General features: G+C 50.6%; 12 protein-coding genes and 1 tRNA gene. 10 read left to right on the top strand and 3 right to left on the bottom strand.

The window, feature by feature from the left end:
* The first annotated feature begins 100 nt into the window (after positions 1–100).
* Positions 101–1,735, top strand: a complete 1,635-nt coding sequence (locus tag C2M29_RS15050) for a CTP synthase (protein WP_105190565.1) — start codon at positions 101–103, stop codon at positions 1,733–1,735.
* 121 nt (positions 1,736–1,856) lie between these two features.
* Positions 1,857–3,149, top strand: a complete 1,293-nt coding sequence (gene eno / locus C2M29_RS15045; protein WP_105190564.1) for a phosphopyruvate hydratase — start codon at positions 1,857–1,859, stop codon at positions 3,147–3,149.
* Between the two features lie 65 nt (positions 3,150–3,214).
* On the opposite strand, the gene mutH is transcribed toward eno, so the two are convergent.
* Positions 3,215–3,883, bottom strand: a complete 669-nt coding sequence (mutH, locus tag C2M29_RS15040; RefSeq protein WP_105190563.1) for a DNA mismatch repair endonuclease MutH — start codon at positions 3,881–3,883, stop codon at positions 3,215–3,217.
* Positions 3,884–4,294: 411 nt separating this feature from the next.
* Between mutH and rppH the strand changes: the two genes are divergently transcribed.
* The 8 genes from rppH (at position 4,295) to C2M29_RS15000 (ending at position 11,414) form a co-directional block, all read left to right on the top strand.
* Entirely contained in the window at positions 4,295–4,816 is a 522-nt protein-coding gene (rppH, locus tag C2M29_RS15035; protein ID WP_105190562.1) for an RNA pyrophosphohydrolase, read from the top strand.
* Positions 4,817–4,830: 14 nt separating this feature from the next.
* On the top strand, positions 4,831–7,119 hold the full coding sequence (gene ptsP / locus C2M29_RS15030) for a phosphoenolpyruvate--protein phosphotransferase (protein ID WP_105190561.1): 2,289 nt from the start codon (positions 4,831–4,833) through the stop codon (positions 7,117–7,119).
* Positions 7,120–7,176: 57 nt separating this feature from the next.
* Entirely contained in the window at positions 7,177–7,983 is an 807-nt protein-coding gene (locus C2M29_RS15025; RefSeq protein ID WP_105190560.1) for a sulfite exporter TauE/SafE family protein, read from the top strand.
* Between the two features lie 14 nt (positions 7,984–7,997).
* A complete protein-coding gene (gene lgt, locus C2M29_RS15020) occupies positions 7,998–8,807 on the top strand; it encodes a prolipoprotein diacylglyceryl transferase (protein WP_105190559.1) in 810 nt (269 codons plus the stop codon).
* Between the two features lie 9 nt (positions 8,808–8,816).
* Positions 8,817–9,668 carry a thymidylate synthase gene (locus C2M29_RS15015; RefSeq protein ID WP_105190558.1) on the top strand — a complete coding sequence of 284 codons (852 nt, stop codon included), beginning with the start codon at positions 8,817–8,819 and terminating at the stop codon, positions 9,666–9,668.
* A 249-nt stretch (positions 9,669–9,917) separates the two neighbouring features.
* Positions 9,918–10,523: a FlgO family outer membrane protein gene (locus C2M29_RS15010; protein ID WP_105190557.1), complete on the top strand. Its 606-nt coding sequence runs from the start codon at positions 9,918–9,920 to the stop codon at positions 10,521–10,523.
* Between the two features lie 16 nt (positions 10,524–10,539).
* Entirely contained in the window at positions 10,540–11,196 is a 657-nt protein-coding gene (locus C2M29_RS15005; RefSeq protein WP_105190556.1) for a FlgO family outer membrane protein, read from the top strand.
* Positions 11,197–11,339: 143 nt separating this feature from the next.
* Positions 11,340–11,414 (top strand) — tRNA-Arg (locus C2M29_RS15000).
* 2 nt (positions 11,415–11,416) lie between these two features.
* On the opposite strand, the gene C2M29_RS14995 is transcribed toward C2M29_RS15000, so the two are convergent.
* Both C2M29_RS14995 and C2M29_RS14990 read right to left on the bottom strand, forming a co-directional pair.
* On the bottom strand, positions 11,417–12,157 hold the full coding sequence (locus tag C2M29_RS14995; protein WP_105190555.1) for a glutathione peroxidase: 741 nt from the start codon (positions 12,155–12,157) through the stop codon (positions 11,417–11,419).
* Between the two features lie 125 nt (positions 12,158–12,282).
* Positions 12,283–13,458: a flagellar assembly protein T N-terminal domain-containing protein gene (locus C2M29_RS14990; protein WP_158684744.1), complete on the bottom strand. Its 1,176-nt coding sequence runs from the start codon at positions 13,456–13,458 to the stop codon at positions 12,283–12,285.
* Between the last annotated feature and the right edge of the window lie 120 nt (positions 13,459–13,578).

Genomic DNA, 13,578 nt, shown 5'->3' with positions numbered 1-13,578 from the left:
CGAGGTTAATTTTAGCTGGATTGGCCGAGGGGGCTTTGCTATACTATCGCCCCGTCTTGATTCTATAATTTAATCCATTTCCTGATATCTTAGGGTTCGCATGAGTACAAAATTTATCTTCGTTACAGGCGGGGTGGTTTCCTCGTTGGGTAAAGGTATTGCTGCTGCATCATTGGCAGCGATCTTAGAAGCACGTGGCTTAAAAGTCACAATCTTAAAGCTGGATCCTTATATCAACGTTGATCCGGGCACCATGAGCCCAATTCAACACGGTGAAGTGTTCGTTACCGAAGACGGTGCAGAGACGGACCTTGACCTTGGTCACTATGAGCGCTTCATTCGCACCAAGATGACCAGCCGCAACAACTTCACCCAAGGTCGCGTATACGAAGACGTACTTCGTCGCGAGCGTCGCGGTGAGTACCTGGGTGCAACCATTCAGGTTATCCCGCACATCACTAACGACATTAAGCGTCGTGTAGTTGAAGGTGCAGAAGGTCATGATATTGCCATCGTTGAGATCGGCGGTACAGTAGGTGACATCGAGTCACAACCTTTCTTAGAAGCCATTCGCCAGTTAGGCACGGAAATCGGCCGTGAGCGCGCCTTGTTTATGCACCTAACGCTGGTGCCTTTCTTAGGCCCTGCGGGCGAAGTAAAAACCAAGCCGACTCAGCACTCTGTAAAAGAGCTGCGTTCTATCGGTATTCAGCCAGACATCCTGGTATGTCGTTCAGCCTGTAAACTACCGGGTAATGAGCGTGCCAAGATTGCCCTGTTCACTAACGTTGAAGAAAAAGCGGTTATCTCGCTACAAGACGTAGACAGCATTTATAAGATCCCTGCGCTGCTTAAGTCGCAGGATCTGGACAACATCATTTGTCGTCGTTTCTACCTGGATTGCCCGGAAGCGGATCTATCCGAGTGGGAACAAGTACTTTACCAAGAGTCGAACCCTACTGGTGAAGTGACTATCGGTATGGTGGGTAAATACATCGAACTACCGGATGCCTATAAGTCGGTTAACGAAGCCCTTAAGCATGCTGGTTTGAAAAACCGCCTGACAGTGAACATTCAGTACGTTGACTCGCAAGACATCGAAAGCAAGGGCGTTGACCTGCTTAAAGGTCTTGATGCCATCTTGGTACCGGGCGGCTTCGGCGGTCGTGGTGTAGAAGGCAAGATCATGGCGGCCAAGTATGCCCGTGAAAACAAGGTGCCTTACCTGGGTATCTGTTTAGGTATGCAGGTAGCGCTAATTGAATATGCGCGTAACGTAGCCGGTCTTGAAGGCGCGAACTCAACCGAGTTCGATGCTAACTCGCCGCACCCTGTAGTGGGCCTTATCACCGAATGGCTTGATAAAGACGGTAACGTTGAAGTTCGTGACGAAGCGTCTGATTTAGGCGGCACCATGCGTCTTGGCGCTCAGTTGTGTCATCTGAAAGAAGGTTCAAAGGTACGTGAAGTGTACGGCAATGATCAAATCGTTGAGCGTCACCGTCACCGCTATGAAGTGAACAACAATTACGTTGAGCAGCTTGAGCAAGCGGGTCTTGAGTTCACCGGTCTTTCCGAAGATAAGAAGCTGGTGGAAATCATTGAAAACAAAGATCACCCTTGGTTTATTGCGGCGCAATTCCACCCGGAATTCACCTCAACGCCACGTGATGGTCACCCACTATTTGAAGGTTTCGTGGCGGCTGCACACAGCTTCCAGAAGCAATCTTCGTAATCGATCGTACTAAGCCGTGCCCATGCACGGCTTTTTCGTTTTTATACCCCTTGCCCAGAGGCGCCAAGAATCGGCCCCGGGGGAGGGAGTACTAAACCTGGGACAAGAGGAATCAATCGAGATGTCAGAAATTGTTAAAGTGATTGGCCGTGAAGTTATGGACTCACGCGGTAACCCAACTGTTGAAGCCGAAGTATACCTAGCCAGCGGTGCTTGGGGTCGTGCTTGTGCACCTTCTGGTGCTTCAACCGGTACACGCGAAGCGCTTGAGCTACGCGATGGCGACAAGAGTCGTTACCTGGGCAAGGGTGTATTGAAGGCCGTAGGTTATGTAAATAACGAAATCGCCACCGCCCTTAAAGGTCAAAATGCGCTTGATCAGCGTGCAATCGATAACATCATGCTTGAGCTTGATGGCACCGAAAACAAAGAAAAGCTAGGCGCAAACGCCATCCTGGCGGTATCGCTAGCAAACGCTAAAGCGGCAGCTCAGGACAAGGGTGTTGAGCTATTCGAACACATCGCCGACATCAATGGTACACCTGGCCAGTATTCAATGCCTGTGCCTATGATGAACATCATCAATGGTGGTGAGCACGCGGATAACAACGTTGATATCCAAGAGTTTATGGTTCAGCCGGTAGGCGCTCCTAGTTTCAGCGAAGCGCTACGCATGGGTGCGGAAATCTTCCACAGCCTGAAAAAAGTACTAAGCGCGCGCGGCCTAAACACTGCGGTAGGTGACGAAGGTGGTTTCGCACCTGACCTTAAGTCAAACGAAGAAGCCCTGGAAGTGATTGCCGAAGCGGTTGCTGCTGCCGGTTACGAGCTAAACAAAGACGTAACCCTGGCGCTAGACTGTGCTTCTTCTGAGTTCTATCACGATGGTAAATACGACCTGAAAGGCGAAGGCAAGGTATTCGACTCGGCTGGTTTTGCCGACTTCCTTGCAGACCTAGCGGCGCGTTACCCTATCGTTTCAATCGAAGACGGCCTGGACGAAAGCGACTGGGCGGGTTGGAAAATTCTAACCGATAAGATTGGCGACAAGGTACAGCTAGTGGGCGACGATCTATTCGTAACCAACACTAAGATCCTAAAGCGTGGTATCGACGAGAACATTGGTAACTCTATCCTTATCAAGTTCAACCAGATCGGTTCACTGTCTGAGACCCTTGATGCAATCAAGATGGCTAAAGACGCCGGCTTTACTGCGGTTATTTCACACCGTAGTGGCGAAACCGAAGACGCGACTATCGCCGACCTTGCAGTAGGTACAGCGGCGGGCCAGATCAAAACTGGTTCACTATGTCGTTCAGACCGTGTAGCTAAGTACAACCAGCTACTACGTATTGAGCAGCAACTTGGTGACAAAGCGGTTTATAAAGGCCGTTCTGAAATCAAAGGCCAATAAGCTCAGGCTGATATAAAAAAACCGCGGTATTACCGCGGTTTTTTATTGCCTGTATGTTTTGAGCGTTACGGCTGAAACTGGCTGGCCAGGATCTGCCGAGTAAACTGGGTCTTTAAATAAAAGCCTCGAGGCAAGGTTTGAATACGTTCGCCATTTTTACCTATGGCCGCGGTAAGCGCCTTGCTATTGGCAGCCTTGGGACGCAGTTGTAATACCTCGCCAAAATGGCCATTGACCTGCTCGATTTGCCCCAGCGCAATCATCTCGGTGAGCTCTTCCCAGTCCCGCTTGAGCTGAGCAAACTGTTGCTCATTGGGTTGCCAAAGGAAGCCACTGCCGATGACCCGCTCAACCACAGGAATATCGCGCTCGGCGAGAATCGGCAGCCATAACACATGGCGCAGTTTTTTATATACCGTGCTTTGCTCAAAGCTCAGCCCGGTTACCTGGGTAAGGGGAGCCACACTGACGAAGGTGGTTTCCAGTGGCGTGCCCTGATAGGAGATGGGCAGGGTTTTTAATTCCACGCCAAGGGCCGGGAAGTCCGGCTCTGGCAAAGAGCCCGCGCTGGCACCAAGCACATATTCCAACAATTGCCCAACCCAGCCCTTTTCCCGCTGTAAATGTTCGGGGGTTTTAAACCCATATTGCTGGGCGAGGGCGCCCAGGGTCATGCCGGCAATGGCATCGACGCGTTGGCGTAATTGTGCAAGGTTACAAGGTGGCGAAATCATAGCTGCTCGATAAGGGCTCGGGAGCCGTGATTGTAACAAAGGCGCGGTGAAATCCTAGTGTTGTTATTTTGAGCAGAAATAAATAGGCGTTTTTTTGCTCACCTCGGTAAGGTTTTTTGTTTTGTAACTTATTGATTTTCATTGCTTATTTTGTTTTTGCTAAGCGATTTTGATCTAGGTTGTGACGTTTTAATCCACAAAATACAGATGTATGAACATATTTATCCACAGAATCTGTGGAGAAGTGCGGTTTTAAACCTACTTATTGTGGATTTGTTTTATTTTTATCCGTAGTTATTAAAAGTTATGCACAACATGTGAGTAACTTGGTGTTAGTTGCGAATATTATTTGCTGTCAATTGGCGATTGTGGAACAATCGATAAAAATCGACTTACAAAAGAGGCACTAAGGTGATTGATGCCGAAGGTTTTCGTGCCAATGTCGGAATCGTAATCTGTAATAACCAAGGCCAGGTATTTTGGGCCCGCCGTTACGGCCAGCATTCTTGGCAATTTCCGCAGGGCGGAGTGGACGATGGTGAAACGCCAGAGCAAACCATGTACCGCGAACTGCATGAAGAAGTGGGACTGCTTCCAGAAGATGTCGAGGTTATCGCCAGCTCGCGTCATTGGCTGCGTTATAAGTTACCGAAACGGTTAATTCGCCGTGATTCGACCCCGGTTTGTATTGGCCAAAAGCAAAAATGGTTCCTGCTTAAACTAAAATGCAAAGATGAAGACGTAAACTTACTTAAAACCCATCATCCGGAGTTTGATGATTGGCGTTGGGTGAGTTACTGGTATCCGGTGCGCCAGGTCGTGGCCTTTAAGCGCGATGTATACCGCCGGGTAATGAAAGAGTTCGCCCCTATTGCGATGCCATTTAATCGCAAGGAGTCATCGCCACAGGGGCAGTGGCGTAACCGCCGTTAAGGAGAGTTTTCATTATGCTTGCCATCATGCGCGCTATTGTCGAGCAAGTTGCTCAACAGCCGAACTTGGAAAGCGCGCTTATGGTGTTTGTCAGCCAGGTCAAAAAGGCGATGAAGACCGAGTGCTGTTCGATCTACTTTGCCGATTACAGCCAGGATAACTTTGTGTTGATGGCCACAGATGGCCTCAACCCCGCCGCCGTGGGGCAATTTCGCCTCGGCTTTACCGAGGGCCTGGTGGGCTTGGTGGCTCAGCGTGAAGAGCCTATCAACCTTGCCTATGCTAAATCCCATCCGCACTTTATAACCTCAGATCTTGTCAAAGAAGATCAATACAACGCCTTTTTATCCGTGCCCGTGGTGCATCAAAAGCGGGTGCTTGGGGTTATTGTGGTTCAGCAAGCTGCAGCCCGGGTGTTTAGCGAGGACGAGGAATCGTTTTTGATCACCCTATCGGCGCAATTGGCACCGCAACTGGCCGATGCACAAATACAAACCCTGTTGCAGCAGGACGATCTTAGCCATCGCTCCACCATGTTAAAGGGGATCTCCAGCTCCGGTGGTATCGCCCAGGGGGATGCCTATGTGGTGCTGCCCAAGGTTGACTTCTCTTCAGTGGAGATGCGCAAGGAGCAAGACAAGCTCAAACAAAAGCAGTTGTTTTTACAGGCGGTAGCCGCTACCCGCAAGGAGTTCAGTACCTTAGCGGTGTCGATGCAAGGGCACTTGCCAAGCGAGGCGGTGGCGGTTTTTGAAGTGTATTTGCAATTACTCGATGCTCGCAGCCTTGGCCGCGATGTGGAGCGGGAAATTGCCGAGGGCTGGTGTGCTAAAAGTGCCTTAAAGCGGGTGATTGAACGCCTGGTGCAGCAGTTCAATGACATGCAGGATCCTTATATCAAGGAGCGTGCCGTCGATGTGAAAGATATAGGTCTGCGGGTGCTGTTTCACCTGCTTAATACCGAAAAGGCGACTAAGCCGTATCCGCAGAATACCATTTTAGTGGCGCACACCCTGACCCCGGCCATGCTGGCGCAGGTGCCCAAAGAGCGTCTGAAAGGGGTGGTGAGTGTGCACGGTGCCGCCAACTCTCATGCTTCTATTTTGACTCGGGCGCTGAATATCCCCACCGTTTGGGGTATTAACGATATTCCGCTGTTGCAGTTCGATAACAAAGAGCTGATCATCGATGCCTATGCCGGGCGGGTGTATCTCAGCCCCAGCGAAGCGCTGAAAAAGGAATACGCGCAGATCCAGCATCGTGACGCCAAGTTACACGATCAGTTTGAGTCGGAGTACCATCTGCCTTCGACCACCCCGGACGGCAAGGCCATTGACCTGATGCTCAATGCCGGCCTTGATTTGCAAACCGAGCTCGACAGCGCCCGCTATTGCGACGGCGTGGGCCTGTATCGCACCGAATCCTGGTTTATGCAAAAAGGCACTTTTCCATCGCAGCATGAGCAGGAGCAATGGTACCGTCAGGTACTGAGCAGCTACCATCCCGCCCCGGTAACCATGCGTACCTTGGATATTGGTGGTGATAAGGCGCTCGATTACTTTGATATTCAAGAAGAGAACCCCTTCCTGGGATGGCGCGGCATTCGCGTTAGCCTGGATCATCCTGAGCTGTTTATTGATCAGTTGAAGGCCATGATCAAGGCGAATTCCGGCCTTGGAAATCTCCGTATATTGCTGCCCATGATCAGTGAGGTCGGGGAGGTCGATGAATCCTTATCCCTGCTTGAGCGTGCCTATTACGAATTACAGCAGGACTTTCCCCACGAATTCAGTTACATCGACAAGCCTCTGGTCGGGGTCATGATCGAGGTGCCATCGAGTATCTATTTGCTGCATGAGTTTGCCGCCAAGGTGGACTTTTGCTCGGTCGGCTCCAATGACCTCACTCAGTATCTGCTGGCGGTGGACAGAGCCAACTCTCGGGTTGCCAATTTGTTCGACTGTTACCATCCGGCGGTGCTGCGCGCCCTCAACAGTATTGCCGAGCAATGCCAGGCGGCCAATTTTCCCTTTAGCCTGTGCGGTGAATTAGCCGGTGAGCCAGAGGGAGCCATCTTATTGATAGCCATGGGCTTTGACAGTTTGAGTATGAACTTTAGCGCACTGCACAAGGTGAAGTGGGTGATCCGCCGCGTCGGCCTTAAGGCTTGTAAGCAATTATTGGCACAATGTTTAAGCGCCGCCAATGCCAAACAGGTGCATCGTTTAGTGCGGGATTTCATGCTTGAACAGGGCCTGGGGCAATTGCTGTATCGACAAAAAGACGATGATGGCAAGCAATGAAATCCTCTTTATAACCTGATATATTAGCGATATAAGAAAACAGAATAAGTAAAATACATGGCAGATCTTATTTGGCTTTTTATCTTGTGCACGGTGCTAGGAAGCGTGGTGGGTTTTCTCGCCGGTCTGTTAGGCATAGGTGGTGGCCTGCTTATCGTACCCGCGCTCAGTGCGCTGCTGGTGCATTTTAATGTCACCGATGTCGAACATGTATTAGTAATAGCCATTGCCACCTCACTGGCCTCGATTTTATTTACGTCCACGTCCTCGGCCCTGGCTCATCATCGCAACCGCAATGTGCCCTGGGAAGTGGCGCCTGCGGTGCTGTTTGGTGTGTCTACCGGCGCCTTGATCAGCGGCTTTATGGCCAGCTATATTCCCCAGCAGGGACTGAAAACCATTTTTGCCGTTGCGGTAATCTTTATCGCCATGCGTATGATCTATTCCAGCCATAGGGCGACCAGCACTCGCCCCATGCCATCGAACCCTGTGGTGGCCGGTTCAACGTCTCTATTGGGCGCTTTGTCCGGACTTATCGGTATCGGCGGCGGCGCCCTTATCGTCCCCTTGCTGAACTACTTTTCCGTGGATATGAAAAAAGCCATTGGCTGCGCCGCGGTGAGCGGTATTGCCATTGCGCTGTTTGGCTGCTTGGGGTACATTGCCTCCGGGTGGCAGGTGCAGAACATCAGCGACGGCTTTGTCGGTTTTGTTTATGTTCCGGCGCTGGCCGGCATTGTCGCGACCTCTTGGTTTACGGCGCCCTATGGTGCGCGCGCTACGCACTATTTACCCGTTTCACATATTAAAAAAATCTTCGCCTTACTGCTGGTGATCATCGCCTTACGTATGGTGTTTAGCTAGGCAAAAATAAAATTATGGCTTTAGAATTTCCACAAATTGACCCGGTGATTTTCGAAGTAGGGCCGCTGGCCGTACGCTGGTATGGCTTAATGTACTTAGTTGGCTTCGTATTAGCCATGTGGTTGGCAAACCGCCAGGCCGCCAAACCCGGATCGGGGTGGACCAAAGAAGAAGTCAGCGACCTGCTGTTTTACGGTATGCTCGGGGTGATCCTCGGGGGCCGTTTGGGTTATGTATTCTTTTATCAATTTTCCTATTTCCTTGAAAACCCACTTTATTTATTCCGTATAGATCAGGGCGGCATGTCCTTCCACGGCGGTACACTTGGGGTGATCGCCGCCATATTTTGGTTTGCCAAATCACGGGGTAAATCGTTTTTCGCCGTGGGTGACTTTGTTGCGCCTCTGGTTCCCCTTGGTCTGTTGGCCGGGCGCATTGGCAACTTTATTAATGGCGAGCTGTGGGGGCGTACTTCGGATGTGCCTTGGGCCATGGTGTTCCCGACCGGCGGACCAGAGCCTCGTCACCCGTCACAATTATACGAAGCATTTTTTGAAGGCCTGGTGCTGTTCTTAATATTGCAGTGGTTTATTAAAAAGCCGCGTCCGGCGGGCAGCGTATCCGGAGTCTTCTTACTCGGTTATGGTACGTTCCGCTTTGCCATTGAATACTTCCGCGAGCCGGATGCTCATTTAGGTTTATTGGGCGGCATTATGTCCATGGGGCAGATTTTATCCCTGCCTATGATTATCCTCGGTGGTGCGTTTATCTTCTGGGCGCACAGCAAAGCAGATAACGCTGGCGCACCGGCAGCGAAAAAATAAGAGGCAAGCATGAAACAGTATTTAGACTTATGTCGTCGCATCGTCGACACCGGCACCTGGGTGGAAAATGAGCGCACCGGGATCCGTTGCTTGACCGTGATTAACGCGGATCTGCAATACAATGTTGCCGCTAATGAGTTTCCGTTGATCACTACCCGTAAGAGCTTTTTTAAGGCGGCCATTGCCGAGCTGCTTGGGTATTTACGTGGTTATGACAGCGCCGCCCAGTTTCGCGATATCGGCTGTAACACCTGGAATGCCAATGCCAATGAAAACCAGGCCTGGTTGAATAACCCCAATCGTCGTGGTGAGGATGATATGGGCCGCGTTTACGGCGTGCAGGGGCGCAGTTGGCAAAAGCCCGATGGCACGCATTTGGATCAGTTAAAAAAGGTGGTTGATAACCTCAGTCGTGGTGTCGATGACCGCGGTGAAATCATCACCTTTTATAATCCTGGCGAGTTTGAGCTGGGTTGTTTGCGCCCTTGTATGCACACCCATACCTTCTCCTTGCTCGGCGATACATTGCATTTGACCAGTTACCAGCGCTCTTGTGATGTGCCGCTGGGTTTAAACTTTAACCAAATCCAGGTCTTTACCCTGTTAGCCTTGGTGGCGCAGATCACAGGTCATAAGCCGGGTATGGCGTATCATAAAATCGTTAATGCCCATATTTATGAAAATCAGCTTGAGTTGATGCGTGACGTGCAGTTAAAGCGTGAGCCTTTCCCTTCGCCACAGTTGCACATTAACCCGAAGATCAAATCCCTGGAAGATTTGGAAACCTGGGTGAGCACCGACGATTTTGAGATCTCTGGCTATCAACATCACGATGCTATCCGTTACCCCTTTGCCGTGTAACTCACCTAACGCATCCTCTTGCCGCCCCCTCTGAGGGCGGCAAGCCTCCGCCGCAAGGCTGAAGCCCCTTGCCACTAAATTGGCGCCTTAAACAGTGACCCTGGATGTAAGTCAGATTGACCCCGTGGCACGGGCGGCTGCTTTCACATCAACTCCCATCCCACATAGCATCCGCCGTTTTCAGCGGCTGAATAGACATCTTGGCGTTGATTTTGCTTAACAGCTTATAGAGAGTAATTCTATGGGTGAATGATGCGATACCTAATTCTATCTGCAACGTTAGCGCTAACAGCCTGCGCACAGTCTCAGTACAGTGCAGAGCAAATACATGAGCGGCAACTGTCGGCACAGGCGATACATGGCCATACGCAACGCTTGGCCGAGCAACTACTGGCGCGTATTCATGGTAATGAAAAGCAACAGGGTGAGCTGGTCTTAACCGGGCGCATTGCCGTGGGCACCTTTTTACCCATAAAGCAATTAGCGCATGACCCGAGGCATCCTCAATTGCATGATCTTGGGCTGCAATTGCAAGACGGTTTGGTCACCTTAATGACACAGGCCGGTTTTGAGGTGGTCGACTTTAAGCAAAGCGACGGTATTTATATGCAGATGGAGCAGGACAAGATGCTTAGCCGTGATGTTATGCGTTTATCACAGCGCCATAACCTGGATTACTACCTAACCGGCACCCTCTTGCGCCAAGAAGACAGCTATGTGGTGAATGCACGGCTGATCAAACTCGATACTCAGCAGGTGGTGGCAGCGGCGACAGACTATATCCCCGCCAACGTGATGTGGTCCGAGCAAAAAACTGTGTTGCGTCACGGCCAACTCTATAGAAACGAATACTAGACCCTAGGAGAAAGGAATGAACAAGCTAGCACTGACGTTAGCCTTCGCAGCTTTGGCCGGATGTGCCCAACAGCATGGCATAGCAAACGCCGATGAAACCGCTCTTAAGAGTACAGAGGCAAGTCAGAGATTGCATGTGGACAATGCCTTTTTCCAAGGTGAGCGTACCTACTACCCACAGCCGCAGCTTAACGCGCAAAGCAAAACCATTAACGCTTATATTCAGGAGCTGGCCCAGGAGCTGGCGGCCAACCTGGAGCAGACGCCGATAACGACGGCGCTGGCGGTGACCACCTTTACCTATGTCGATAGTGATTTAAATCAGGGCAGCTTACTGGGCAACCATGTGGCCGAGTCCTTAATGCACGAGCTTCATCAACTGCGGGTGCCGGTTATCGATTTTAAGCTGACCAGGCATATTCGCGTAACGCCAGAGGGTGACTTTGCCTTAAGCCGCGACTATCTGGAGCTGGAAAGTGCCACGGCGGCTCAGTACCTGCTGACCGGTACCTTGACCGACAGCAGTGACGGGGTTTTGGTAAACGCCCGCATCGTCGCAGTGCAAAGTCGAACCTTGGTGGCCAGTGGGCAAATCTTACTGCCAGGCAGCACAGTAATGGCGCTGCAATCGCGACAAGTCGAAGAAGAGACAGGGATATTATTAAAAAACTAGCCTAACGGGTGCAATAAGGGGTGCAGGTAGCGCCTCTTTAGTGAGCATCCGGGATGAGGAATAACCGCTTAATCCCAATGAATGGGCTTGATTATCAAATACCTAGCTTTATAATCAAGCCCAGGGTCAGCAGACCCTGGGTTGGCCCCTTAGTTAAATGGATATAACAGCCCCCTCCTAAGGGGTAGTTGCAGGTTCGATTCCTGCAGGGGCCGCCATCTTATTGGGCCGCGAAGTAAGCGGCCAAATCGTCACTGCCGCCTATATGTTCGCCACCAATAAATACCTGAGGCACGGTTTCACGACCTGTGATGGCCTTTAAGCTGGTGAGCGAGACGTTATTGCCCAGGATGATCTCTTCAAACGTCAGGCCTTTCTCGGTCAGCAGGTTTTTTGCTTTCGTGCAAAACGGGCAACCGGGTTTGCTAAACAGGCTGACCGGCTGAGGCTTCACCTGCTGAGGATTGATGTACTCCAGCATGGTATCGGCATCAGACACCTCAAACGGGTCACCGGGCACATCCGGCTCGATAAACATTTTCTCAATCACGCCGTCCTTAACCAGCATGGAATAACGCCAGCTGCGCTTGCCGAAACCCAGCTCGTTTTTATCCACCAACAGGCCCATGCCGTCGGTAAATTCGCCATTGCCATCGGGTAACAGGGTAATGTTGCCCGCTTCCTGATGCTGCGCCCAGGCGTTCATAACAAAGGTATCATTCACCGAGACACAGACTATGTCATCAACGCCGTTTTGTTTAAATACCGACGCAAGTTCGTTATAGCGGGGCAAGTGAGTGGATGAACAGGTGGGTGTAAAGGCACCGGGCAGGGCAAAGACGATCACTGTTTTACCAGCAAAAATATCTGCACTGGTGCGTTTTTGCCACTGTTCATTGTCACGAATGGCAAAGGTGACATCCGGTACGCGTAGACCTGTGCTGTTTTTAAATTGGCTCATTGGTTTTAATCCTTATCTAAACAATGAGCCCAGTATGCCAAGATGAATTAAATCATTAAAATGGTTTAATTTGATTAATGCAATCGCTTTTTTTGATGTTTAGGTCAGCTTGCCCGAATGTTTCATTAAGGATTCACCAGCACCAGATCATTGAGCTGGATATTCTGCAGTGGCCTTTTTGAAACATTGCTGGCCACGGCACTGTGCTGATAGAGCTGGGTAATTTCGACCCGGTACAAGGTAGTTACCTGGCGTGGCAAACGCTTACCCGCATAAGTGACTGCCTGGTTGTTATGAGCCAGGGTGAGCTCTTGTCCCAGGGTCAAGCCATTGTCTTTGCCAAGGTTGATAATGACCTGTTGATCTTCGATATGCTTAATTTGGCCTTTGCTTGGCAGGCATTGCAGCGCCTGATTAAGGTCATACATTACCTGCTGGCTAAGAGCACTGACGCTGCGGCCATACTGACTTTGCCAAAAGATGCCGCTATGCACATCGACCAAAGCGGTTTTATCAAAATCCCAGGGCGCCTGAGTGTGATAAGCCTGTTGCCAGATCTTTTCAAAGCTCAGGGCATCAAACAGTATAAATTCCACGTTAAAAAAGCGCGCAAAGCTGTCGTCGGCCCAAAAGGCATAGTCGCTGTTGAGCTGCTGTCCTAAGGACACATCGGTGATATGCGAGAGCAGCACAAACTGGCTATTGCTGGCATTACCCACATAATCGATAAGCTGCTCATCATAATCGTACTGCTGTGAAAAGAAGGGCGCCACATCAAGGGCTTCTTTAAAATAGGGAGTCGGGCGCACATTCAATTCGGCCTGGCTCATCAGCGCAAAGAGCTGCTTGCTAAAGGCTTGAGGAATGTCAAATATTTGACCATCGCGGGCTTGCTGCGGGTTGGCAAATCCGGCGCGGGTTAGGGCAAAATGATTCCGTAAACCGCTTTGCTGGCACTGCTGAGCATCGGCACCTGCCCGTATATCAAGCTGTAAGGTCACACTCAGCAAGCCATCTTGTTGTTGCTCTTCAAGCACATGAATTTGCTGTACCTGGCCTTGACTCTGTATCCTGATGCTATCTTGCGTCAAGACTCCCTGACTCAGGGTTTGCACACTCGACAGCGATAACCCGGAGTACTGCAACGCCTGGGTAAGGGCATCATTGATAGCCTGCTGGCGCGCATCGGCGCTGCTTTGTCCGGCCAGGGGCGCGACCCCTGTGGTTTGTAGCCATTGTGCCGCCACATAGTGGCTGTAGGCAGAAAATAACAGGGCGCAAAGTAAAGCTGGGTATCGCATAAAAATCAGTCGTAGGATCTCACTTACATCAAGACCAGCAAAGAACATACCAGGTTAATCTCGCCCACTCTTTTTTGGCATTTTTTATGCATACTATGGCAATCACATTAAATAGTGGAA

This window comes from Pseudoalteromonas sp. T1lg48, assembly GCF_002964785.1.
Lineage (GTDB): Bacteria > Pseudomonadota > Gammaproteobacteria > Enterobacterales > Alteromonadaceae > Pseudoalteromonas.
This window is presented reverse-complemented; position numbering and strand designations above follow the sequence as displayed.